Source organism: Cystobacter fuscus (assembly GCF_044360685.1).
GTDB classification, from domain to species: Bacteria; Myxococcota; Myxococcia; order Myxococcales; family Myxococcaceae; genus Cystobacter; species Cystobacter fuscus_C.
Window position 1 is genome coordinate 2127309 of sequence record NZ_CP043491.1, and the last position, 23770, is coordinate 2151078.

General features: G+C 69.9%; 14 protein-coding genes. 7 read left to right on the plus strand and 7 right to left on the minus strand.

What is annotated here, in order from left to right:
* Window positions 1–60: 60 nt before the first annotated feature.
* Together F0U63_RS08855 and rlmN are read right to left on the minus strand one after the other, a co-directional pair.
* Window positions 61–1419 (minus strand): sigma-54-dependent transcriptional regulator, encoded by a 1359-nt coding sequence (locus tag F0U63_RS08855; protein WP_395845449.1) that lies wholly within the window; start codon window positions 1417–1419, stop codon window positions 61–63.
* A 145-nt stretch (window positions 1420–1564) separates the two neighbouring features.
* Window positions 1565–2653: a 23S rRNA (adenine(2503)-C(2))-methyltransferase RlmN gene (rlmN, locus tag F0U63_RS08860; RefSeq protein WP_395845450.1), complete on the minus strand. Its 1089-nt coding sequence runs from the start codon at window positions 2651–2653 to the stop codon at window positions 1565–1567.
* A 207-nt stretch (window positions 2654–2860) separates the two neighbouring features.
* Between rlmN and F0U63_RS08865 the strand changes: the two genes are divergently transcribed.
* From F0U63_RS08865 to F0U63_RS08880, 4 genes are all read left to right on the plus strand, one after another.
* Window positions 2861–4279: an FAD/NAD(P)-binding protein gene (locus F0U63_RS08865; protein WP_395845451.1), complete on the plus strand. Its 1419-nt coding sequence runs from the start codon at window positions 2861–2863 to the stop codon at window positions 4277–4279.
* A gap of 18 nt (window positions 4280–4297) precedes the next feature.
* Window positions 4298–5785, plus strand: a complete 1488-nt coding sequence (locus tag F0U63_RS08870; RefSeq protein ID WP_395845452.1) for a glutamate--cysteine ligase — start codon at window positions 4298–4300, stop codon at window positions 5783–5785.
* A gap of 96 nt (window positions 5786–5881) precedes the next feature.
* Window positions 5882–6973, plus strand: a complete 1092-nt coding sequence (locus F0U63_RS08875; protein ID WP_395845453.1) for a diguanylate cyclase domain-containing protein — start codon at window positions 5882–5884, stop codon at window positions 6971–6973.
* Between the two features lie 97 nt (window positions 6974–7070).
* Window positions 7071–7991 (plus strand): dienelactone hydrolase family protein, encoded by a 921-nt coding sequence (locus F0U63_RS08880; protein WP_395845454.1) that lies wholly within the window; start codon window positions 7071–7073, stop codon window positions 7989–7991.
* Window positions 7992–8010: 19 nt separating this feature from the next.
* Here F0U63_RS08880 and F0U63_RS08885 read toward each other — a convergent pair whose 3' ends face one another.
* From F0U63_RS08885 to F0U63_RS08895, 3 genes are read right to left on the minus strand one after another with little or no spacing between them, the layout of a single operon-like run.
* Window positions 8011–8613 (minus strand): RDD family protein, encoded by a 603-nt coding sequence (locus F0U63_RS08885; RefSeq protein WP_395845455.1) that lies wholly within the window; start codon window positions 8611–8613, stop codon window positions 8011–8013.
* Window positions 8614–8657: 44 nt separating this feature from the next.
* On the minus strand, window positions 8658–9404 hold the full coding sequence (locus tag F0U63_RS08890; RefSeq protein WP_395845456.1) for a LytR/AlgR family response regulator transcription factor: 747 nt from the start codon (window positions 9402–9404) through the stop codon (window positions 8658–8660).
* Window positions 9405–9426: 22 nt separating this feature from the next.
* Window positions 9427–10359, minus strand: coding sequence for a TraB/GumN family protein (locus tag F0U63_RS08895; RefSeq protein ID WP_395845457.1), 933 nt, complete (start codon window positions 10357–10359; stop codon window positions 9427–9429).
* Between the two features lie 146 nt (window positions 10360–10505).
* Between F0U63_RS08895 and F0U63_RS08900 the strand changes: the two genes are divergently transcribed.
* On the plus strand, window positions 10506–10838 hold the full coding sequence (locus F0U63_RS08900; RefSeq protein ID WP_395845458.1) for a DUF6881 domain-containing protein: 333 nt from the start codon (window positions 10506–10508) through the stop codon (window positions 10836–10838).
* Here F0U63_RS08900 and F0U63_RS08905 read toward each other — a convergent pair.
* Together F0U63_RS08905 and F0U63_RS08910 are read right to left on the minus strand one after the other, a co-directional pair.
* The gene (locus F0U63_RS08905; RefSeq protein ID WP_395845459.1) at window positions 10804–16125 is read right to left on the minus strand and encodes an AAA family ATPase; all 5322 of its coding nucleotides are present in this window, start codon (window positions 16123–16125) and stop codon (window positions 10804–10806) included. The genes F0U63_RS08900 and F0U63_RS08905 overlap by 35 nt on opposite strands.
* A gap of 120 nt (window positions 16126–16245) precedes the next feature.
* On the minus strand, window positions 16246–21567 hold the full coding sequence (locus F0U63_RS08910; RefSeq protein ID WP_395845460.1) for an AAA family ATPase: 5322 nt from the start codon (window positions 21565–21567) through the stop codon (window positions 16246–16248).
* A 573-nt stretch (window positions 21568–22140) separates the two neighbouring features.
* On the opposite strand from F0U63_RS08910, the gene F0U63_RS08915 reads away from it, so the two are divergent.
* Complete coding sequence (locus F0U63_RS08915) at window positions 22141–23130, plus strand: hypothetical protein (RefSeq protein WP_395845461.1); 990 nt, start codon at window positions 22141–22143, stop codon at window positions 23128–23130.
* Window positions 23131–23137: 7 nt separating this feature from the next.
* A complete protein-coding gene (locus F0U63_RS08920) occupies window positions 23138–23752 on the plus strand; it encodes a hypothetical protein (protein ID WP_395845462.1) in 615 nt (204 codons plus the stop codon).
* Window positions 23753–23770: the final 18 nt, after the last annotated feature.

Below are 23770 nucleotides of genomic sequence, written 5' to 3' on the forward strand. Positions count from 1 at the left end.
GAATTTATTCGGCCCTGGCGGCGGCTCCCGGCCCTGTTTCCAAGATTTTGAGTCTGGATTCTAGACTTTGGCCGAGAGGCCCAGGCTCTTGAGCTTCTGGTACAGCGAGCTGCGGGGGATGCCCAGCCGCTGGGCGGCGCGGCCGACGTGTCCTCCCTCGGCGGAGAGCACCCGGGAGATGTGGCGGCGCTCGACCTCCCGCAGGGTGAGGGAGAGGTCCGGCTCGGACGGGGACGCGGTGGGCGCGTCGGGGAGCATGGCCGCGAGGGCGGCGTTGAAGTCCAGGTCCTCCGTTCTCAGCACGGGGTGGGTGGAGAGGAGGGCGGCGCGCTCGAGCACGTTGCGCAGCTCGCGCAGGTTGCCGGGCCAGGTGTAGCCACACAGGGCCGCCTCGGCCTCGGCCGTCAGCCCGAGCCCGGGACGTCCCAATTCCTCCGAGAGCCGCTCGAGCATGTTGCGGGCGATGACGGGGATGTCCTCGGGGCGCTCGCGCAGCGCGGGCAGGCGCAGGGGCAGGGTGCTGATGCGGAAGTAGAGATCGCCGCGGAAGCGCCCGGCCCGCACGCGCTCGACGAGGTCCTGGTGGGTGGCGGCGATGAGCCGGATGTCCACCGTGCGCTCCTCCACCTCGCCCAGCCGCCGGAAGCGCCGCTCCTCGAGCACCTTGAGCAGCTTGGGTTGGACGAGCGGATCCATGTCGCCCACCTCGTCGAGGAACAGGGAGCCCTTGTGGGCGACCTCGAGCAGGCCGAGCTTGCGCTGGACGGCGCTGGTGAAGGCGCCGCGCTCGTGGCCGAAGAGCTCCGTCTCCAGGAGCTGCGGCGCCAGGCCCGCGCAGTTGAGCTGCACCAGGGGCGCGCGGGCCCGGGGCCCACGCAGGTGGATCCACGAGGCGAGCATGCCCTTGCCCGTGCCGGTTTCTCCCAGCAGCAGCAGGGCGCGGTCGCTGTCGAGCACCCGGCGGACGGTGGCTTCGAGCTGGCGGATGAGTGGGCTGACGCCCAGGAACGGCTCGGGCCCACCAGCGGTGTCCGGGGGAGGAGGGGCGCGGGTGCGTTGCGCCTCCAGCACGTGCTCCAGCAGGCGCAGCAGATCGGGGGGCTCCACCGGCTTGGGCACGAACTGCTCCGCTCCGAGCTTGATGGCCTGGACGGCGCCATCGATGGAGGGGGTGGCGGAGAGCACCAGCAGGGGGACGGAGGGATGGCTGGCTCGCCACGCGGGGAGCAGCTCGGACAGGGGCCTTCCTGGCAGGTGCTCCTCGAGCAACACCACGTCCGGCCGGGCGCGGCGCAGCAACTCACGCGCCTCGTGGGCGTCGCGCGCCTCCAGTGCCTCCCACCCCCGCGGCTCGATGAACCGGCGGAGGGCCGAGCGGAGTTCCGGGTCCGCGTCGGCGATCAGACACCTACCCGTCATGGTGGCTCATCACTCACCTTCCCTGGGGGAACGCTAGGGGGGCACCCCGACGTTCGACCATCGCGAAGGCCCTTCAGGTCGCCGCTGCTTGTGATGTAGCCACTCGGGGTGGCCCGGGCATCGCGGCCCTCGCGCCGGGCCCGCATCAGGAGGCGAGGGGCTGGCGCGGGGGGCGCGTGCGCTCCACGGCGGCCTTGAGCTGGCCGCAGCCCGCGTCGATGTCGATGCCGCGGCGCTGGCGCACGGTGCTCGGCAGGCCGTAGCCCGCGAGGATGTCCTGGAAGGCGCGCACGGAGTCGGGCCCGCTGGGCTGCTCGGCGTAGCCCACCGTGGGGTTGAGGGGGATGAGGTTGACGTGCGCGTCCATGCCCTGGAGCAGCGCGCCCAGCGCGTGGGCCTGCTCGGGCGTGTCGTTGCGCCCGGAGATGAGGGCCCACTCATAGAAGATGCGGCGCTTGCGCTTGTCCGTGTAGTAGCGGCAGGCGTCCATCAGCTCGGCGAGCGGCCACTTGCGCGCCGCGGGCACCAGCGCGCCCCGCTCCGCGTCCGTGGCGCCATGCAGGCTCACGGCGAGCTGCACCGGCCGGTCCTCGTCCGCGAGCCGGCGGATGCCGGGCACCACGCCCACGGTGCTCAGGGTGATGAAGCGCGGCCCGAGCGCCAGCCCCAGCGCGTCCACCAGGATGTCCACCGCCGCGAGCGTGCCCTCGTAGTTGTGCAGGGGCTCGCCCATGCCCATGAGCACCACGTTGCGCAGGGTCTCGTTCGTCTCGCGCAACAGCCGCGTGACGTGCAGCACCTGGCCGATGATCTCCCCGGGCGACAGGTGGCGCACGAAGCCCATCTGCCCGGTGGCGCAGAACACGCACCCCATGGCGCACCCCGCCTGCGTGCTCAGGCACACCGTGGCCCGGCCCTTGAACCGCATGAGCACCGTCTCCACCGTCTGCCCGTCGCGCAGCCGCAAGAGCAGCTTCCGGGTGTAGCCGTCCGAGCTGAACACCTCATGGTGGGTGGTGGGCCGCTCCAGGAGCGTGCGCTCGCGCAGCGCCGCCACCAGCTCCGGCTTCAGCCCGGTGAGGGCGTCGAAGGACTCCACCTGCTGCCGGTAGAGCGCCGTCCAGAGCAGGTCCCGGTAGTGGGCGCTGTAGCCCCAGCGGCCCAGCAGCTCGCCCAGGGCGGCGCGGGGCAGGTCGTACAGGTTGACCAGGGGAAGGGCGGGGGAGGCATCCATCGTCGGACGGATAACACACCCCGGCCCCGGACGAAGGGGGGGCGGGAACAGACGAGCGGGCGGGCGCCGTTCCTCCGGTCCGGGCCCTGTGTCCGCCAGAGGACGGGACCGGGCGCCGGGGCGCGTTCTGTTGTCGATTGGAAGGCTGCCCTGGCCTGGGTGCCCCGGGGGGATGTGGGAGCTGCCGTGGGGACTTAAATTTCCACGGTGAAAATCGAGCGGCGGTGGGACGTCCTGGTGGTGGGGGGCGGTGCGAGTGGGACGTTGCTGGTGACCCAGCTCCTGCGAAACGCACCTGGCCCGTTGCGGGTGGCGCTGGTGGAGCGGGAGGCCCGGACGGGACCGGGGCTGGCCTACTCCACCTCCCATTCGAGTCATCTTCTCAATGTCCCGGCGGGGCGGATGAGCGCCTTTCCGGATGACCCCGAGCACTTCCTGCGCTGGATGCGCCGGATCGAACCCGGCACGGCCCCGGGCGACTTCGTGGCCCGCCAGCGCTATGGGCAGTACCTCGAGGCGCTGCTCCGGGAGAGCCGGCGCGCCGCGGCGCCGGGCGTCGTGCTGGAGCTGATCCGGGGCGAGGTCTCGGCGCTCTCCGAGGTGGACGGCGTGGTGCGGGTGGCGCTCGCCCAGGGTCCGTTGCTCGAGGCGCGCGCGGTGGTGCTGGCCCAGGGCAATGCCCCGCCCGCCGACCTGCCCGTGGAGGGGGGTGGCCTCTACGAGAGCGCGAACTACGTGCGCTCGCCCTGGGCCCCGAGGGCCCTGGAGCACATCGAGCCCCACCACTCGGTGCTGCTGGTGGGCACGGGCCTGACGATGGTGGACACGGTGCTCTCGCTGGCCGAGCGCAACCACGAGGGCCGCATCCACGCCCTGTCCCGGCATGGCCTGCTGCCTCAGGTCCACCGTCCCGGCGTCCAGCCGCGTCCGCCGCCGCGCTTCTCCGAGCCGCGCAGCACGCGCGCGCTCTTCCACGAGCTGCGCCGCGAAATCGAGGGCCTGCCCGAGGGGAGCGACTGGCGGGACGTGGTGGATGGGTTGCGGCCGGTGACGGCCTCGCTCTGGCGCGGCCTGCCCGTGCCGGCCCAGCGCCGCTTCCTGCGTCATCTGAGGACCCTGTGGGACGTGCACCGTCACCGCATGGCCGCCTCGGTGGCGGACACCCTCGCGCAGCTGCGGCGCGCTGGCGTGCTGCACGTCCACGCGGGGCGCTTGCGTGGCTTCCAGCTGTTGGACGAGGGCTGGGTGGAGGCCCGCGCGCGGCCTCGCGGGGTGGTGTTCGAGGCCTCCTTCCGCGTCCAGCACGTCATCAACTGCACCGGCCCCGACTGCTCCTTCGCCCGGGCCCATCCGCTGCTGCGCTCGCTGCTGGAGTCCGGACTCGCCCGGCGCGATGCCCTGGGGCTCGGGCTCTCCACGGACGAGGGGGGCGCGCTGCTCGACGGCCAGGGCCGGGCCTCCGCGACGCTCTTCACCCTCGGGCCTCTGCGCCGGGGCGAGCTGTGGGAGAGCACGGCGGTGCCGGAGATTCGCGACCAGGCCGCCGCGCTGGCATGGCGGCTGCGGCGCGAGCTCGCCGCGCGCCCGGATGCGTTCGCTTCCCGTGATGTCCACCCCTTGTCGTGAGGAGACTTCTTCTTTCCCATGGGCCTTCAAATCGACTGCGAGAAGTTCGAGACCCAGGAATACGAGGCCTTCAGCGAACGGCTCACCGAGAGCCTCGAGGTGCTGCGCGCCCTGCTGGCGCGGCCGGGCTTCGGTGAGGGCGCGCCGTCACTCGGCGCCGAGCTGGAGATGTTCCTCGTGGACGTCCACGGCCGGCCCCTTCCGGTGAACCGGCAGGTGCTGGGCCAGACGGCGGACCCGCGGGTGACGGTGGAGCTCAACCGCTTCAACATCGAGTGCAACCTGCGGCCGGGGCCCCTGGCGGGGCGTCCCTTCTCGGCGATGCGCGCGGAGTTCGAGAGCGCGCTGGCGGAGGTGTCGCGCGCGGCGGCCACGCAGGGCGCGCGCGTGGCGGTGATGGGCATCCTCCCCACGCTGCGCGAGGCGGACCTGCGGCCGGGCTCGCTCACGGCGATGCCGCGCTACCGCGCCATGTCCACCTCCATCCGCCGCAGCCGGGGCGAGGTGCCCTTCCGCGTGGTCATCCAGGGAGAGGATCCGCTCTCGCTCGAGTGGGACGACGTGACGCTCGAGGGGGCCAACACCTCGTTGCAGTACCACTTGAGGGTGCTGCCGGCGGACTTCGCGCGCCTGTACAACGCGTGCCAGCTCGCCACGGCGCCGGTGCTGGCGGTGAGCGGCAACTCGCCCTTCCTCCTGGGCCGGCGGCTGTGGGACGAGACGCGCGTGGCGCTCTTCCGCCAGGCGGTGGATGACCGGGGCGAGCGCTCCCCCGAGGCGCCCCGGCCCGGACGCGTGAGCTTCGGCCACGGCTGGGTGCGCGAGGGCGCGTGGGAGCTGTTCGCCGAGGCGGTGTCGCTGCACCCGCCGCTCTTGCCGGTGCTGGCGCCGGAGCCTCCCCGGGAGCACCTGACCGAGGACGGCCTGCCGCGGCTCGAGGAGCTGCGCCTGCACCAGGGCACGGTGTGGAACTGGAACCGCGCCATCTATGACCCTGGCGACGGGGGCCACCTGCGCATCGAGATGCGCGCGCTGCCCGCGGGCCCCACGGTGGAGGACATGCTGGCCAACGGGGCGCTGCTCCTGGGCCTCACGCTGGGGCTGGGCGGCGAGGTGGAGCGGCTCTTGCCCTCCATGCCCTTCGCCTACGCCCAGGACAACTTCCTGCGCGCCGCGCGCCACGGCCTGGACGCGGTGCTCCTGTGGCCCGAGCGTCCCGGCCACGCCCCCCGGGCCCTGCCCGCACCGGACCTGGTGCGGCGGCTGCTGCCCGTGGCCCGCGAGGGGCTGGTGGGCGCGGGCGTGGACCCGGACGAGTCGGACGCGCTCCTCGGCATCATCCAGGCCCGGGTGGGCGCCGGGTGTACCGGGGCACGCTGGCAACGGAAGATGTTGGCCTACCTGGAAGCACACATGCCCCGACCCGATGCCCTGGGGGCCTTGCTGGAGCGTTATTTGACCCATGCGGCGTCCGGCAGGCCGGTCCACGAGTGGCCGGGAGCGTGAAAAGCGGTGGGGGGCGCTTCCGCGCTTGCGACGAGGGCCTGACCTTTGCGACGCTCCAACCCTCTTGCATGCCCCTCGTTTCGTTGGTCTGCCCTGGTGAGTGAGCCTGTTGCCGCGAAGGTCCTCGTCGTCGAGGACAATCGAACCATGCTGGCCCTGATGCAGTACTACCTGAGCAAGGACTTCACGGTCTTCCTCGCCAGGTCCGCTGAAGAAGCACTCGAAGTGCTTCAGCGGGAGCAACTGCACGCGGTCGTATCGGATCAAAACCTTGGGGACGGCTTGATGGGAGTGGACCTCCTCAAGCGGGTCTCCGAGCTCCAACCCCATGCCGCGCGCATCCTGGTGACGGCATCCCAGAAGCTGGAGGACGCCCAGAAGGCCATCAATGAAGCGCGGGTGAATCACTTCCTCACCAAGCCCTTCACCGAGCAGGAACTGAAGAACACCGTGGGCCAGGCGGTGCACAACGCCGCGCTGGTGGCCATTCGCGACAAGATGGTGCAGGAGCTCAAGGAGCAGCTCGGGCTGCGTCCGGCCAAGCCGGCGGCGGGGCGCTCGCCCCCCTCGAGCACCCGCATCAAGACGGTGGAGCCGCGCGCGCCGGATGCCAAGGGCGGCAACCAGCCGCTCATTCCGGAGAGCGAGCGGCTTGCCTTCCGCGATGGCCTCACGGGCCTCTACAACCACCGCTACTTCCAGGAGGCGCTGAGCGCGGGCCTGTTGAGCGCGCGGCGCCGCGAGCAGAAGTTGATGCTGGTGCTCGTCGACATCGACGGCTTCCGGCGCTTCAACCTCTCGCGCGGCTACGCCGAGGGCGACAAGCTCTTGCGCCGCGTGGCCCAGCTGGTGACGGAGCTGATGGAGGATCCCGTCACCCACGCGCGCAGCGACAATTCCTCGGAGATCGCCGCCCGCTACGACTGGGACGTGTTCGGCGTGGTGCTGTGCAACGCGGACGTGGAGCGGGCGCGCACCTACGCGGAGAAGCTGCGCAAGGCCGTGGAGGAGCTCGACTTCCCGGAGGGCACGGGCGGCGGGCAGGGCGAGGTGACGGTGAGCGCCGCCATCTCCGTCTTCCCGGATCCGGCGCGCTCCGAGCAGGATCTCATCTCCTTCGCGGAGAAGGCGCTGCGCGCCTCCAAGCTGGTGGGCCCCAACCGGGTGGTCATCGCCAACCAGGGCTGAGGGCCGCTCCGCCCGGTGGTCGACACCGCCGGGGGGAGCACGGTTGTCGCCCGGGGAGGGGGGACTCAATTTCCCTCTCCCATCCCTGGGAGCCCAGATGATGAAGATGCCCGTCGTGAGGCCTTGGGCCGTGCGCTGGTCGCTCGCGTTGCTCGTGTGCGGCTGCGCGCCGCCCGCGCCGGAGCTGGAGACCTCTCCCACGGACGAGGAGGCCATCCAGACGCCGGTGGCCACGTCGTCCTACGTGTCCTTTCCCGCGCTCGGCACACCGGCGCCGCTCCAGGTGGCGGGCCAGTTGCGCTTGCCCCGGAGCACCTCGGGGAAGCTTCCCGCGGTGGTCATCGCCCACGGCTCGGGCGGGGTGGACAGCCGGGGGAGCTATTACGCGCGGGCGTTGAACGAGGCGGGCATCGCCACGCTGGAGATCGACATGTGGTCCGCCCGGGGCCTGCTCGGAGGCGCGGAAGGCAGGCCCCGGGCCGTCTCCGAGACGCTGCCCGATGCCTACGGCGCCCTGCGCTTCCTGTCCGCGCATCCGGCCATCGATGGCGCGCGCGTCGGCATCATGGGGTTTTCCTGGGGCGGGGTGATGTCCATGCTGACGGCGACGCGCGGGTACGCCGCGGGGGCCGGGCCGGGACAGCGCTTCGTGGCCCATGCGCCGCTCTATCCGGTGTGCTGGGTCTACAACCGCGTGCCCGGCTACGAGTTCGGAGACCTCACCGGCGCGCCCGTCTTCCTCCAGGCGGGCACGGCCGACGTGTACGACGCGCCCGACTCGTGCGGGACGCTGCTCGCGAGCCTGTCGCCCGCGGACCGCGCGAACCTGTCCTTGAAGATGTACGAGGGGGCCACGCACGGGTGGGATCGGCTGGAGCCGGCCGTCCAGGTGAGCGATCCCTACGCGCACCAGGGCCAGGGCGGGCCGGTGGACATCGCGCCCTCGCCCGCGGCGGCCCGGGAGTCGCGGCGGGCCGTGGTGGAGTTCTTCCAGCGCACCCTCGCCCCGGCGCCGTGAGCCGCGGAGCCGGCCGCGCTCAGGCGCCGGTGTGGTTCACGACGATCACCTGGGTGTCCGCGATGTGGTCGTGAAGGCAGCGGCGCTGCTCGGTGAAGATGCAGAGCGCGTCGACGAGGCTGAAGACGTTCCAGGTGCACATGCCGATGAACACCGGCACCACGTTGCGCAGGAAGATGAGCCGGGCGAGGTCCACGGGGGTGCCGTCGGTGCGCACCACCTTGATGTTCATCATGCGCTTGCCCAGGCTCTGCCCCACGGTGGCGAGCAGGTAGAACTGGTAGCCCGCGACGCCCAGGGCGCCCAGCACTCCCAACCCGAGCATGCTCAAGCCGGTGTCAGCGCTGTTCGACAGCAGGATGCCGAGGAACATGCACACGAAGATCGGGGCGATCAGGGCGACCTGGTCGATGGCGACCGCGGCGAAGCGGGTGCCGCGGTCGGCGAGCGGGGGCCGGATGAGCGGCAGACACGTCGTGCAGTAGTCCTGCCGGTCGTGCGCGACCTGGAAGCACTGCTCGCACGCGTAGTTGCCGCACCGGTTGCACAGGGTGACGGCGCGCTGCTCGGCATGCAGGGCACAGAAGGCGCCTGGGCGCTGGGGAGCGGAGATTTCGGACATGAGCCCCGCCATGTTCGCAGCGGGACGGCTTCCCGCTCAAGGGCTCACCCCCCGGGCTCCTCCTCGCCGCCGCGCCGCAAGCCGAGCCGCCGGCGCAGCTCGCGGGCGGACTGGCGGCTCACCTCCACCGTGTGGCCGCGGGCCGTGCGCGCCAGGTAGCCCCCCGTCTCCAGGGGCTCCAGGCGCGTGACCTGGGCGAGGTTGAGCAGGGCCCGGCGGTGTACCCGGTAGAAGCCCTCGGTGGGCAGCCGGTCCACCAGCTCCTGCAGGCTGAAGTCGGTGAGGTAGTCGCCCTGGGCGGTGAAGACGGTGACGAGCTCGTCCTCGAGCGTGGCGTGGGAGATGGTCTCCGGCGCCACCAGGACGATGCCCTGGCGGGTGGGGATGGGCAGCCGGTCCAGGCGGACGGGCTCCTGGGGGGGCGGCGAGAAGCGGACGCGCGCCCGGTCCAGGGCCTTCTGCAGACGCGAGGCCTCCACGGGCTTGAGCACGTAGTCCACGGCGCCGTGCTCGAAGGCCTCCACGGCGTGGTCGGGGTGGGCGGTGATGAGGATGACCTGGGGGCCGCCCTCGGGAAGCAGCGCGAGCGCGTCCAGGCCACTGAGCCCGGGCATGTGGATGTCGAGCAGCACCACGTCCACGCCCCCGGCGCGCACCGTGTCGAGCACGGCCTGCGCGTCGGAGACCTCGCCGCACACGGTGGTGCCGGGCAGGGCCGCCAGCAGGCGCGCGAGGCGCTTGCGCGCGACCAGCTCGTCATCCGCGATGAGGATACGCAGGGGAGGGCTCACGGACGCGCAGTGTAGGCCACGCTCAGGGCTCGCGGGGAAGCTGGCGCACCTGGAAGCCCGCGCGCTCGAGCAGGGCGAGCAGTCCCTCCGGTCCCACCAGGTGCCCGGCGCCCACCACGACGAAGTGCGTCTCCGGCGCGTCGACCATCCCGGCCAGCTTGTCGGCCATGCGCCGGTTGCGGGTGTAGAAGAGGGCCTCGTAGAAGGGCTGGAAGGCGGGATCCTTCGCCTGGGTGAAGAGCAGGTCCGCGAGGACGCTGGGATTGCCTCCCTCCCAAGCGGTGCTCATCCGCGCCATGTTGACCGCTGTCAGGGGCGACTGCTCGATCATCTCGCGCAGCATGAGCTCCTGCACCGGCTCCGGGAGGCTCGCGAGCATGCCCAGCTGCCCTTCCATCGTCTCCAGCTCCACGATGCGCTTGGTGTCGCGGGCCTTCGCCAGCAGCAGCCGGTCGATTCCCCCCGCCTCCGAGTAGCCCGCCCGTTGCAGCTCCAGCACGGAGAGGGTGATGTAGAGCAACCAGGGCCGCATGCGCTGGACGGCCGCGGTGGGCAGTCCCACCCGCTCGAGCAGCTTGGGCAGGCGGGTCCGGGTCTCCTCGCTCAGGTGCGCATCGAGTCCGTCCGGAGGGGCATAGGTGCCCAGGCGCAGCACCAGCTTCTGGGTCTCCTGCGCGTTGGCTTGGGCCTTGTCCGGATCCAGCTCCACCACCAGCGCCTGGGAGCGCGCGAGCGCGGCCTCCAGGGAGGGCGGGAAGGTGAACTGGCCCGGCAGGCCCAGGTGGATGGAGCCGGTGAGGTAGAGCGGCTTGTCCGGAGCGCCCGGCCGCGTCACCTCCCAGAGGAAGGCGGGGGGCTGGGCCACGGCGGCGGCGGCGGGGGCTCGCGCGGAGGGCGTGGCGCAAGCGGTGGCGAGCAGGGCGACGAGGAGCAGCGGGAGTCGGAGGGGACGCATGAGTGGGCGCGAGCCTGCCATGCCCCATGGGGGGGGTGGAGTGTGCTCCGTCGGGCGGGGGACGCTTCACGCCGTTATCGGGCTTGCCTCCACGGAAATTCGTGTTTTGCTAGGTGCACGGACATTCTCCAACCAGGGAGGCCCCGATGAAGTACTTCGCGGTGCGGTGGGTTCATTCGGATCCGGAGTATCCGGTCCTGCGTCTTGGCGAGTACGACGGTGGGGGTTGGGAGCAGCGGAAGATCGATGTCTACCGGGATGGGCGGGTGGGCTTCGCGGACGCGCACGAGGAGCGCGATGCGGAGCTGGCCCTGGTCCCGATGCCCGGCCTGGAGGAGATCGCCGCCGAGACGGAGTCCGCGCCCCTGGAAATCACCCGGGCGGAGTTCGAGCGGCTCTGGGAGCAACGCCGGGCGGGGGGCGCTTACTGGAAGGCCGCGCTGCTCACGACGACGCGCGGGAACTCCCTTCGGGGGTGAGCGGAAGCTCCAGCGTGGCCACGGCGCCCTGGCCGGGGCCCTCGCTCTCCAGGGTGAGGCGGCCCTCGAGCATCCGCGCCGCCAGTGCGCTCGAGTGCAGCCCGAAGCCGTGGCCGTCCTTGCGCGTGGTGAAGCCGTGGGTGAACAGGCTGCCCATCAGCTCCGGCGCGATGCCCACGCCGCTGTCCGCCACCTGGATGCGCGCCACGTTCCCCTCCGCTGTCAGCCTCACCCAGAGGTCGCGCTGGCGCTCGGGCACTCCGTCCAGCGCGTGTTTGGCGTTGCTCAGCAGGTTGATGAGGATTTGCAGCACCTTGTGTTTGTCCACGTTCACTGGAGGCACCCACGACAGCTCCTGGTGGACGGTGATGCCGTGACGCCGCAGCGACTCCAGTTGGATGCGCAGCGCGTCGTCGACGAGCTGTCCCAGCTCGCACTCCTCGCGCATCAGTGAGTTGCGCGCATACGTCTGCTGCACCTGGACGATGGCGCGGATGTGCTCGATGTGCCGGTTCATCGCCGCCATGTCCTCCATCAGGCGCGTCTGCTCGCGCATCATCTCGTCGCCGAGCGCCACCAGGTATTCCGGCAGCTTGCCGCCCCGTGGATCCTTCGTCAGGAAGTCCGCCAGGGTCCCCCGGTGCTCCATCAGCAGGGCTCCGGTCTGCCTCACCCGGCCCACGCGCAGGGCGCCCGCGGTCTTGCTCATCACCTCCAGGTCGACGACGGCGCTGGTGAGCACGTTGCCCACGTTGTGCAGCACGTTGGAGGCCACCTCCGCCATGCCCACCTCGCGCGCGGTGTCCACCAGGCGCGCCTGGGCTTGCTTGAGTTCGCGCGTGCGCTCCTCCACCCGCCGCTCCAGCTCGTCATTGGCCCGGCGCAGCTCCGTCCGGGCGCGCTGCACGTCGGCGTACAGCCGCGCGTTCTCGATGGAGATGGCCGCCTGGGAGGCGAGGTGTCCCAGCAGCGTCAGCCGCGCCGGGCTGAAGGCATTGGTGGCCAGGTCGTTCTCCAGATACAGGGCCCCGGAGAACTGCTCCTGCCTCATCAGGGGCAGGCTCAACACCGAGCGGGCTCCGCCGCGCGCCAGGTACGCATCGGCGGAGAACGCATGAGGCTGGGAGGCATCGCCGATGAGCACGTGTTCCCGCGTGCGCTGGACATAGGCGAGGAGCGTCCACGGCAGTTCGTGGTGGTGTCCTTCGTCCAAGGCCACCAGGGCGCCCTCCGGCGAGAGATGGAAGAGAGCCGCCACCGCGAGCGTGTTTTCCCCAGGCCGTAGCAGGGCACCCTTCTGGGCGCCGGCGTTCTCCATCGCCGCCCGCATCAGCGCCGTCACCAGGCGCTCCAGCTCGATCTCACCCGAGACGGCCTGCTGCGCCTTGACCACCGTGAGCGCGTCGATGCGGGTGGAGTCCGTGCTGCTGGTGGTGGGCGTGTCCTGGGAGGACGGGGTGGAGGTGAGGTGCGGCCATTGGGACTCCAGGTGCTGGACCTTCGCCCATGCTCCCCAGCGCTGGTAGGCCGCCCGGGCTTCGCGCGCGAAGGCGTGGGCGACGATGGGGGCCTCGCGCGTGCGCCAGAAGTTCGCCGCGAGCTCACTGGCCAGACCCAGGTACTGGGTGGCTCCGTTCTCCCGGGCCGAGCGGATGGCCTGCTCGTAGGCCCGCGTCGCCTCCTCCGAGCGCCCCAGCAGGCGGGACTGCTCCGCGAAGACGAGCCGCTCGAGCGCGCGGAAGTTCTCGGGGCAATTCTCCGCCCACTCCGCGAGCTGCTGGTGGTGCCGCGCGACGGCCTCGAGCCACTCCCGCTGTTGCTCGGGCGAGGCCTCCTCGAAGCACGCGGCCAGGGTCAGGGCGCGAAAGAAGTGGCCTTCGCGGGCATTGAGGTGGCCAGGGCTGGCCCACAACAACCCGGTCATCTTGTCCGCTGCTTCTCGGGCTTCCGCATAGGCGCCGCACATGAAGCGCGACTGCATCTTGATGACCCAATAGTTGCACTGCGCGCCGCCCGTGCGCTCGGGCTTCATTCGCGCTTCGTGGGCCCGTTCATCGAAGCCCTCTCCATTCAGGGTGGAGAATGACAGGGAGTGGCCGCGCAGCTGTTGCACGTAGCGCTGAATCACCAGGAGCCAGTCCTGGGGATCCACGAAGCCCGTCTTGCCCAGGTACTCGTCGCGCACGAGCGACTCCTGGTAGACCTCGTCCAGGGAGTGCCCCATGGCCAGGCGGTTGGCGAAGAGATAGACGCTGCAATAGCAGGCGGGCGCGATGTCGCCCACTTGAAGCGCATGCCGCAGGCCGTTGAGGAGCAGTTCCTGCGCGCGGGGGAGGGGTTGGACCCAGTAGCTGCTGAACTGCATGCCGAGCAGCACGTCCCCCCGGTGAGCGAACAGGTTGTACTTCTCGACGAAGCCGAGGGCGAGCCGTGCGAAGGCAAAGCCTTCCCGGTAGCGCTTGAAGAACGAGCCGGTGATGACGCCGAACCAGGTATACCCGGGCACGGCGGCGTCCACGACGCCGTGGCGCAGGGTCAGGGAGAGAAGCTGGCTCAGGATGATGACGAGCAGGGGGGGGTTGCTGGAGTAGGCGCCGGGGAAGAGCTTGAAGAGGGCGATGACGTCCATCTTCATGTCCGGGTCGGTCATGAGGGGCAATTCGAGGAGGCTCTCGATGGAGCGTTGCCCCAGCAGGGTCCACACCTCCTCGTGGGCGGCCACGGCCTCCTCCCAGGTGGGGTTCGGCGAGACGGGCATGCCCAGCCGCGCCAGACACTCCAGCATGGAGTTCATGCCCTCCCGGAACTTTCCCGTGCCCAGGTGGACATCCATGAGCAGGACGTGGACGGCCACGGTGTCCGCGCGGGAACGTGACCGGGGGAGGAGTGACTCGGCGAGACGTTGTGCCACGAAGGGGTCGCCGCTCATGAACTCCGTGCGCGCCTGGGCCAGCCGCACCTGGAAGGCCAGGGTAGGGTCCGTCTCCCAGGGGTCCCCGGGAATGAGCGCGAAGGCCGTCCAGAAGTAGGTGAGGGCGGGGCGCAGCGCGAGCGCGGCCTGGGCCTTTTTCCCCGCCTCGGCGTTGAGCCGCGCGAGCTGGTGGCGCTCGGTGGGATCCTCCATGAGCGCCACCCCGGCGTTGAGCTGGCTCACCACCTCGAAGAGCGACTCGCGCACCTGCTCCGGGGACAGGCGCTGGAGCAGCAGGCGGCCGATGCGCAGGTGCACCTGCTGTCGCTTCTCCTCGGAGCTGAGCGAATGGGCCGCCTGTTGGATGCGGTCGTGCAGGAAGCGGTACGTCTCCGGACCCACGCGCCCCAGCAGACCTTCGCGCAGCGCGGGCTCTAGGCCCTGCTCCACTTTCTCCACCTCGGACAGTCCCGAGAGGGTGCCCAGCATCTGGAGCGAGAAGACGGCACCCGCACACGCCGCCAGTTGCAGCAGGTGCTGCGTACCCGGGAGGAACTGGCGCAGCCTGCCCACCATGAAGTCGACGATGTTCTCCGAGTAGCCCCGGGCTCGTACTCCCTCGGCATCCCACCGCCAGCCTCCTTTGGGCAGGCGCACGAGCAGGCCATCCTGATGGAGCGTCACCAGCAGTTGCCGCAGGAAGAAGGGGTTGCCTCCTGTCTTCTCGTGCACCAGCACCGCCAGGGGGGAAACCACCTCCTGGCTTGCTCCCGGGAGCATGTCGCCCACCAACTCCCGCACCTGCTCCACGCGCAGCGGCTCCAGCCGGAGGTCCGTGCGGCGAGCCCCCGCCTCGCGCACCTTCTCCAACATCGCCATCAGCGGGTGCGCGGGGCTCACCTCGTTGTCCCGGTAGGCGCCGAGCCACAAGATGGGGGGAGACTCCGGCTGCGACAGCATCTGCTCGAGCAACCACAGGCTGGCGGAGTCCGCCCACTGCAAGTCATCCAGGAACACCACCACCGGCTGCTCCTTCGTGGAGAACACCGATGCGAACTGGCGCACCACCCGGAAGAAGCGCTGCTGCGCCTCGCTGGCGGGCAACTCCTGGAGCGCGGGCTGGGGGCCCACGAGCACTTCCAGTTGGGGCACCAGGTCCACGAGCACCTGGCCCTGGCCGTCCCACGCTCGATTCACCTGCTCGTGCCACCGGGCGAGCTCCTCCTCGCTCCCGGCGAGCAGTTGCCCCACCAGCTCGCGCAGGGTCTGGGCCAGGGTGGTGTAGGGAATGTCCCGCTGGAACTGGTCGAACTTGCCGCTCAGGAAGAGCCCGCGCCGACGCACCACCGGCTTGTACAACTCGTGCACCAGCGAGGACTTGCCGATGCCCGAGTAGCCACTGAGCAGCAGCAGCTCCGGCCGGCCCGTGCGTGTCACGCGCTCGAAGCCCTCGAACAGGGCCGCCGCTTGCGCCTCCCGTCCATAGAGCCGTTGCGGCAGTTGGAAGCGTTGGGGCGAGTCCTGGGTCCCCAGCGGGAACACCTCCCGCCCGCCCTGGCCGAGCGCGTCACGGCAGCGCTCCAGATCGGCTTTCAAGCCCTCGGCGCTCTGGTAGCGCTCCTCGGCCACCTTGGCCAGCAGCTTCATGACGAGCGCGGACAAGGCGGGCGGTACCTGGGGATTCAGCTCGTGGGGCGGCTTCGGGCGTTGCGCCAGGTGGGCGTGAAACCACTCGAGCGCGTCCTTGGCCTGAAAGGGCCTGCGCCCCGTGAGCAGCTCGTAGAAGGTGACGCCGAGCGAGTAGAAGTCGGTGCGGTAGTCCACCACGCGGTTCATCCGCCCGGTCTGCTCGGGAGACATGTACGCCAGCGTGCCCTCGATGAGGTGCGCGGGCGCCGCCTCCTGGTGCTCCACCCGCTGGAGCGTGGCCGCGCCGAAGTCGATGAGCCGCGCCTCGCCGGACGGCTCCAGGAGGATGTTGGAGGGCTTGATGTCCTTGTGGATGATGTCGTGGCCGTGGACCTCGGCCAGGGTGGACACCAGCGAGAGGGCCAGACTCAAGAACCGGGAGACCTCCATCGGCTGGCCCGTGGCCTCGGACAGGGGCTCGCCCTGTACCTGCTCCAGCAGGAGCACCGGCCGCTCGTGAATCCTTTCATGGGCGTAGGGCCTGGGCACTCCGCGTACGTCCCGCAGCCGCTGCAGGATGGCGAACTCCCGGCGGTAGCGCTCGTGCTCGCTGGCGCCGGGGGAGGGAGTCATCGGCGTCTTGAGGATGACGGGGACGCCATCGGCCTCGCGCACGGCGTGGAACAGCACGTTCGAACCCGTGGCCCGGAGGGTGCCAAGGACCTTGTAACCTGGGATGTCCAACATGAAGACGTGTCCTCGTGGGCCAGCTCCTCGGGGAAGCATGGCGCCAGCACCCCTGAGCGTATGCCGTTCCGTGCGGGACGCGGCGAGGAGAAGTGCTCTCTCAGTGGAAGGCCACGCTGCTCACGACGACGCGCGGGAACTCCCTTCGGAGGTGAGCGGAAGCTCCAGCGTGGCCACGGCGCCCTGGCCGAGGCCCGCGCTCTCCAGGGTGAGGCGGCCCTCGAGCATCTGTGCCGCCAGTGCGCTCGAGTGCAGCCCGAAGCCGTGGCCATCCTTGCGCGTGGTGAAGCCGTGGGCGAACAGATTCCCCGTCAGCTCCGGCGCGATGCCCACGCCGCTGTCCACCACCTGGATGCGCGCCACGTTCCCCACCGCCGCCAGCCTCACCCAGAGGTCGCGTTGGCGCTCGGGCACTCCGTCCAGCGCGTGTTTGGCGTTGCTCAGCAGGTTGATGAGGATTTGCAGCACCTTGTGTTTGTCCACCTTCACCGGGGGCACCTCCGACAGCTCCCGGTGGACGGTGATGCCGTGACGCCGCAGCGACTCCAGTTGGATGCGCAGCGCGTCGTCGACGAGCTGTCCCAGCTCGCACTCCTCGCGCATCAGTGAGTTGCGCGCATACGTCTGCTGCACCTGGACGATGGCGCGGATGTGCTCGATGTGCCGGTTCATCACCGCCATGTCCTCGATCAGGCGCGTCTGCTCGCGCATCATCTCGTCGCCGAGCGCCACCAGGTATTCCGGCAGCTTGCCGCCCCGCGGATCCTTCGTCAGGAAGTCCGCCAGGGTCCCCCGGTGCTCCATCAGCAGGGCTCCGGTCTGCCTCACCCGGCCCACGCGCAGGGCGCCCACGGCCTTGCTCATCATCTCCATGTTGACGACGGCGCTGGTGAGCACGTTGCCCACGTTGTGCAGCACGTTGGAGGCCACCTCCGCCATGCCCACCTCGCGCGCGGTGTCCACCAGGCGCGCCTGGGCTTGCTTGAGTTCGCGCGTGCGTTCCTCCACCCGCCGCTCCAGCTCGTCGTTGGCCCGGTGCAGCTCCGTCCGGGCGCGCTGCACGTCGGCGTACAGCCGCGCGTTCTCGATGGAGATGGCCGCCTGGGAGGCGAGGTGTCCCAGCAACGTCAGCCGCGCTGGGCTGAAGGCATTGGTGGCCAGGTCGTTCTCCAGGTACAGGGCCCCGGAGAATTGCTCCTGCCTCATCAGGGGCAGACACAACACCGAGCGGGCTCCGCCGCGCGCCAGGTACGCATCGGCGGAGAACGCATGAGGCTGGGAGGCATCGCCGATGAGCACGTGTTCCCGCGTGCGCCGGACATAGGCGAGGAGCGTCCACGGCAGCTCGTGGTGGCCTGCCTCGTCCGAGGCCACCAGGGCGCCCTCCGGCGAGAGCTGGAAGAGGGCCGCCACCGCGAGCGCGTCCCCGTCGGGCAGCAGCAGGGCGCCTCGTTGCGCGCCGGCGTTCTCCATCGCCGCGCGCATCAGTGCCGTCACCAGGCGCTCCAGCTCGATCTCACCCGAGACGGCCTGCTGCGCCTTGACCACCGTGAGCGCGTCGATGCGGGTGGAGTCCGTGCTGCTGGTGGTCATCGCGTCCTGGGTGGAAGGTGTGGACGCGAGCTCTGGCCACAGGGACTCCAGGTGCTGGACCTTGGCCCATGCTCCCCAGCGCTGGTAGGCCGCCCGGGCTTCGCGCGCGAAGGCGTGGGCGACGATGGGGGCCTCGCGCGTGCGCCAGAAGTTCGCCGCGAGCTCGCTGGCCAGACCCAGGTACTGGGTGGCTCCGTTCTCCCGGGCCGAGCGGATGGCCTGCTCGTAGGCCCGTGTCGCCTCCTCCGAGCGCCCCAGCAGGCGGGACTGCTCCGCGAAGACGAGCCGCTCGAGCGCGCGGAAGTTCTCGGGGCAGTTCTCCGCCCACTCCGCGAGCTGCTGGTGGTGCCGCGCGATGGCCTCGAGCCACTCCCGCTGCTGCTCGGGCGAGGCCTCCTCGAAGCACGCGGCCAGGGTCAGGGCGCGAAAGAAGTGGCCTTCGCGGGCATTGAGGGTTCCGAAGACGGACCACAACAACCCGGCCACCTTGTCCGCCGCTTCATTGGCTTCCGCATAGGCGCCGCACATGAAGCGCGACTGCATCTTGAGGATCCAGTAATGGCACCGCGAGCCGCCCAGTCGCTCGGGCGTCATCCGCGCCTCGTAGGCCCGCTCGTCGAAGCCCTCCCCGCTCAGGGTGTTGAATGACAGGGAGTGGCCACGCAGCTGTTGCACGTAGCGCTGCGCCACGACGAGCGCCTCGTGGGGATCCACGAAGCCCGTCTTGCGCAGGAACTCGTCGCGCACGAGCGACTCCTGGTAGACCTCGTCCAGGGAGTGCCCCATGGCCATGCGGTTGGTGACGAGATAGACGCTGCAATAGGTGGCGGGCGCGATGTCACCCACTTGAAGCGTATACCGCAGGCCGTTGATGAGCAGTTCCTGCGCTCGGGCGAGGGGCTGGACCCAGTAGCTGCTGAACTGCATGCCGAGCAGCACATCCCCCCGGCGGGGGGACAGGTGGTAGCGCTCGACGAGTCCGAGGGCGAGCCGTGCGAAGGCGAAGCCTTCCCGGTAGCGCTTGAAGAACGAGCCGGTGATGACGCCGAACCAGGTGTACCCGGGCACGGCGGCGTCCACGACGCCGTGGCGCAGGGTGAGGGAGACCATCCGGCTCAGGATGATGATGAGCAGGTGGGGGTTGGAGGAGTAGGCGCCGGGGAAGAGCTTGAAGAGGGCGACGACGGCCAGCTTCATGTCCGGGTCGGTCATGAGGGGCAACTCGAGGAGGCTCTCGATGGGCCGCTGCCCCAACAGGGCCCACGCCTCCTCATGGGCGGCCACGGCCTCCTCCCAGGTGGGTTGCCACGGGACGGGCATGCCCAGCAGCTCCAGGCACTCCCGGATGGAGTTCATGCCCTCCAGGAACGCACCCGTGGCGAAGTGGATGTCCTGGGTCAGCATGTGGAGGGCCACGGTGTCCGCGCGGGTGCGTGCCCGAGGGCGCAGCTCGTCGAGTTGGTGCTGGGCCTCGGAGGGGGAGCCGCTCAGGAGTCGTGTGCGCGCATGGGCCAGTCGCACCTGGAAGCTCAGGGCGTGGTCCGTCTCCCAGGGGTCCCCGGGAATGAGCGCGAAGGCCGTCGAGAAGTAGGTGAGGGCGGGGTGCAGCGCGAGCGCCGCCTGGGCCTTCGTTCCCGCCTCGGCGTTGAGTCGCGCGAGCTGGTGGCGCTCCGCGGGGTCCTCCATCAGCGCCACCCCGGCGTTGAGCTGGCTCACCACCTCGAAGAGCGACTCGCGCACCTGCTCCGGGGACAGGCGCTGGAGCAGCAGGCGGCCGATGCGCAGGTGCGCCTCCTGGCGCTGTGCCTCGGAATTGAGCGAATGGGCCGCCTGCTGGATGCGGTCATGCAGGAAGCGGTACGTCTCCGTGCCCACGCGCCCCAGCATGCCTTCGCGCAGCGCGGGCTCCAGGCCTCGCTCCACCTCCTCCTCTCCGGAGAGCCCCGAGAGGGTGCCCAACAGCCGGAGCGAGAAGACGGTGCCCGCGCACGCCGCCAGCCGCAGCAGGTGCTGGGTGTCCGGAGGAAACTGGCGCAGCTTGCCCACCAGGAAGTCGACGATGTTCTCCGAGTAGTCCCGGGCCCGCACCGCCTCGGCATCCCACCGCCACCCGCCCTGGGGCAGGCGCATGAGCAGGCCCTCCTGGTGGAGCGTCACCAGCAGTCGCAGCAGGAAGAAGGGGTTGCCCCCCGTCTTCTCGTACACGAGCTCCGCCAGGGGGGAGACCACCTCCCCGCCCGCTCCCGGGAGCGTCTCGCCCACCAACTCCTCCACCTGCTCCACGCGCAGGGGCTCCAGCCGGAGGTCCGTGAGACGCGTGCCCGCCTCGCGCGCCTTCTCCAACACCGCCATCAACGGGTGGGTGGGGCTCACCTCGTTGTCCCGGTAGGCGCCGAGCCACAACACCGGGGGACTCTCCGGATGGGACAGCATCTGCTCGAGCAGCCGCAGACTGGAGGGATCCGCCCACTGCAAGTCATCCAGGAACACCACCACCGGGTGCTCCTTCGTGGAGAACACCGCCGTGAACTGGCGGACCACCCGGAAGAAGCGCTGCTGCGCTTCGCTGGCGGGCAACTCCTGGAGCGCGGGTTGCCGGCCCACGAGCACTTCCAACTGGGGCACCAGGTCCACGAGCACCTGGCCCTGGCCGTCCCACGCCTGGTTCACCTGCTCGCGCCACCGGGCGAGCTCCTCTTCACTCCTGGCGAGCAGTTGCTGCACCAGCCCGCGCAGGATCTGGGCGAGGGTGGCGTAGGGAATGTCCCGCTGGAACTGGTCGAACTTGCCGTGCAGGAACAACCCGCGCCGGCGCACCAGCGGCTTGTACAACTCGTGCACCACCGAGGACTTGCCGATGCCCGAGTAGCCACTGAGCAGCAGCAGCTCCGGCCGGCCCGTGCGTGTCACGCGCTCGAAGCCCTCGAGCAGGGAGGCCACCTGGGTGTCACGCCCATAGAGCCGTTGCGGCAGTTGGAAGCGCTGGGGCGTGTCCTGGGTCCCCAGGGGGAACTCCTCCCGCACGCCCTGGCCGAGCGCGTCGCGGCAGCGCTCCAGATCGGCTTTCAAGCCCTCGGCGCTCTGGTAGCGCTCCTCGGCCACCTTGGCCAGCAGCTTCATGACGAGCGCGGACAAGGCGGGCGGTACCTGGGGATTCAGCTCGTGGGGCGGCTTCGGGCGCTGGGCCAGGTGGGCGTGAAACCACTCGAGCGCGTCCTTGGCCTGAAAGGGCCTGCGCCCCGTGAGCAGCTCATAGAAGGTGATGCCGAGCGAGTAGAAGTCGGTGCGGTAGTCCACCACGCGGTTCATCCGCCCGGTCTGCTCGGGAGACATGTACGCCAGCGTGCCCTCGATGAGATGCGCGGGCGCCGCCTCCTGGTGCTCCACCCGCTGGAGCGTGGCCACGCCGAAGTCGATGAGCCGCGCCTCGCCGGACGGCTCCAGGAGGATGTTGGAGGGCTTGATGTCCTTGTGGATGATGTCGCGGGCGTGGACCTCGGCCAGGGTGGACACCAGCGAGAGGGCCAGATTCAAGAACCGGGAGACCTCCATCGGCTGACCCGTGGATTCGGACAGGGGCTCGCCCTGCACCCGCTCCAGCAGGAGCACCGGCCGCTCGTGAACGCGCTCGTGGGAGTAGGGCCTGGCCACCCCGCGTACGTCCCTCAGCCGCTGCAGGATGGCGAACTCCCGGCGGTAGCGCTCGTACTCGCTGGCGCCAGGGGAGGGGGTCATGGGCGTCTTGAGGATGACGGGGACGCCATCGGCCTCGCGCACGGCGTGGAACAGCACGTTCGAGCCCGTGGCCCGGAGGGTACCTAGGACTCTGTAACCCGGGATGTCCAACATGAAGACGTGTCCTCGTGGGCGAGCTTCGCTGCTCGGGGAAGCAGGGCGCCACACTCCTGAGCGTATGCCGTTCCAGGAGGGGCGCGGCGAGTGGAAGTGCTCTCACTCGTGGGTGCTTCTCGGGCGCATGCTCGTGGTGGTACCGGGCAGGGCGCTTTCCGGGAAGAGACGGTCCGCCTGGAGGTTCGTGGTCTTCCGCCACCTGGCGTGAACTGACGGGCCACGTGCTCGATAGGGCTATCCTTCAGGGGTGTTGCTCCTGGGAGAAAGGCCTGCGTCATGGCGAAGAAGTACCGGAGTCCTGGGGTGGGGGAGGGGGGCGGTACGCAATGGGAGGTTCAGCGGAATTCGTGGGGTCCGCCAAGGTGGGTGCCAACAGGTGCTCTCGCGCTCCTCGTTCTCTTCTTTCATGCGGCGTGCGCCACGTACGCACCGAAGGGCGGACAGTGGGCAGCGGGAGACCATTCACGTCCGCCGTCGTCATGGGCGAGCGAGGCCCAATCGGTGCCGAGGGAATTGCAACCGGTGGTTGTCGTCTATGAGGACTCCGTTGAGGCGCGCGGCAACACCTGAGTGGTGGTGCTCACGAAGGAGCAGTACCAGAGCGCGGTTGCGCGGCTTGCTCACCGCTACCAGGTGAAGGGGACGCCGCAGGAATCCGCCCAGGCTCTTCTCCAGACCATGCCGGAGGAGGAGTTGCTCGCGGAAGTGTACCGCGACAGGGTGGGCCTCATGGACGGGTGGGCCCGTATGGCGCACCGGGCCCACGAAGCCACTACATTCGAGGAACTCCGCGAGGCGGGGGAGGAGTTCGGCCGGGCCATTGGAACGGACGCGGCCCGCGCCATGATTCTCGCTGTGGCCACGCTCAGCGGGCGGACGCTTGGCGAGATGGCCACGCACCTGCGCTCATTGCCGAGGTTCAACCAGATGCAGGCGCAGTGGGCGGCTCAGGGCCTCGAGGGCTCGGTGGCGGTGGCCCTGGAGGAGGCCGCCGCGGTGGAGGTGGTGGTAGAGGAGGGCCGCGCGCTCTTGGTCCTCACGTCTCCACAGGCACCTGCGGCGGTCAACATCCTCGCTCGGAGCGGAGGTGCTGGTGCTGCTGGAGGGCACTCAGGCACCGTGGTGATTCAGCACCGCGGCGGCAACAAGCAGGTGGTCCTCGGCAACGGGGAGCGGTGGCACCTCCCGCGGGGCAAGGGCTACCAGGACATACCAGCGGACGACAAGCTGGGCGATGAGCTCCAGGAGGCCGCGAGGGAGGTGGCGGCGAAGTGGTCTCCGAGAGAACTCACGCAGGCGGAGCGCACTGCCATCAACAACATGCGCAGCAGGGGCTTGGAACATCGGGCGACCCTTCTGGAGCGTCAGGCGCGCGGGCGGTGGGTCGAGCGACAGTTGAACGGCCTGTTCCCGCATCTGTCCTGGAACAATAAGGGCGTGGACATCACGGGCCCGGCGGGGCAGAGCTACCACTACGAAATCCTGTCTGGTACGGAGTCCAACTTCACGCTGCACGGGCGCCGGATGGCGAGCACCTTCTTCCGCATGATCTTCTTCTGAGGTTCGAGTGACTCCCAACATCCACTACGAGAACCGAGAGATTGAAGGCGAGCGGCTGGAACTATCCAAGGGCTCCATCTACTGGCTCGGCCCGAACGTCACGCTGCGCCGCTGCACCCTGGTCCTCGGCGTCGCCTCGCGGTGGCTCAACCTGGTGTCGGGGCAGCTGATCGACTGCACCATCCAGGCGAAGAGCGAGTTGAAGAACTTGCGTTGGACGACGATGGGGTTGAAGGGGTGCCGCTTCGAGGGCCGGTTTACAGGCAATGACTTTGGTTTCCGTGAGGAACACTTCGACAAGTGGCGACTCGGGGGCGTGGAGGACTGCGACTTCTCCGGGGCTCGACTCGACGCCTGCCGGTTTTACGGCTGCGACATGCGGACGGTGCAACTGCCGCGCTGGCCTTGCTTTACCCTCTTGGATCCGTGTCGGCGTACCGAGGAACTGAGGCGCGTGGAGTGGCCCGGCAGGTTCGGACGGGTCGTGATCGATGACCTCGTGGATCAGGAGGAGGGTATGGTGGCGCTGGCGTACCATGCGCCCTCAATAGCGGATCAGCTCGACACGACGGCTGAGGAACTCCGGGCTGTTCTGGAGGGGCTCGTGGGCATCGTCATGTAGAGTGCCTGTGCGTCGCCC

Excerpts from the sequence above, each read along its gene's own strand:
- F0U63_RS08855 (WP_395845449.1), bottom strand. The coding sequence starts at position 1,419 with ATGACGGGTAGGTGTCTGATCGCCGACGCGGACCCGGAACTCCGCTCG.
- rlmN (WP_395845450.1), bottom strand. The coding sequence starts at position 2,653 with ATGGATGCCTCCCCCGCCCTTCCCCTGGTCAACCTGTACGACCTGCCC.
- F0U63_RS08870 (WP_395845452.1), top strand. The coding sequence starts at position 4,298 with ATGGGCCTTCAAATCGACTGCGAGAAGTTCGAGACCCAGGAATACGAG.
- F0U63_RS08880 (WP_395845454.1), top strand. The coding sequence starts at position 7,071 with ATGATGAAGATGCCCGTCGTGAGGCCTTGGGCCGTGCGCTGGTCGCTC.
- F0U63_RS08885 (WP_395845455.1), bottom strand. The coding sequence starts at position 8,613 with ATGTCCGAAATCTCCGCTCCCCAGCGCCCAGGCGCCTTCTGTGCCCTG.
- F0U63_RS08895 (WP_395845457.1), bottom strand. The coding sequence starts at position 10,359 with ATGCGTCCCCTCCGACTCCCGCTGCTCCTCGTCGCCCTGCTCGCCACC.
- F0U63_RS08900 (WP_395845458.1), top strand. The coding sequence starts at position 10,506 with ATGAAGTACTTCGCGGTGCGGTGGGTTCATTCGGATCCGGAGTATCCG.
- F0U63_RS08905 (WP_395845459.1), bottom strand. The coding sequence starts at position 16,125 with ATGTTGGACATCCCAGGTTACAAGGTCCTTGGCACCCTCCGGGCCACG.
- F0U63_RS08910 (WP_395845460.1), bottom strand. The coding sequence starts at position 21,567 with ATGTTGGACATCCCGGGTTACAGAGTCCTAGGTACCCTCCGGGCCACG.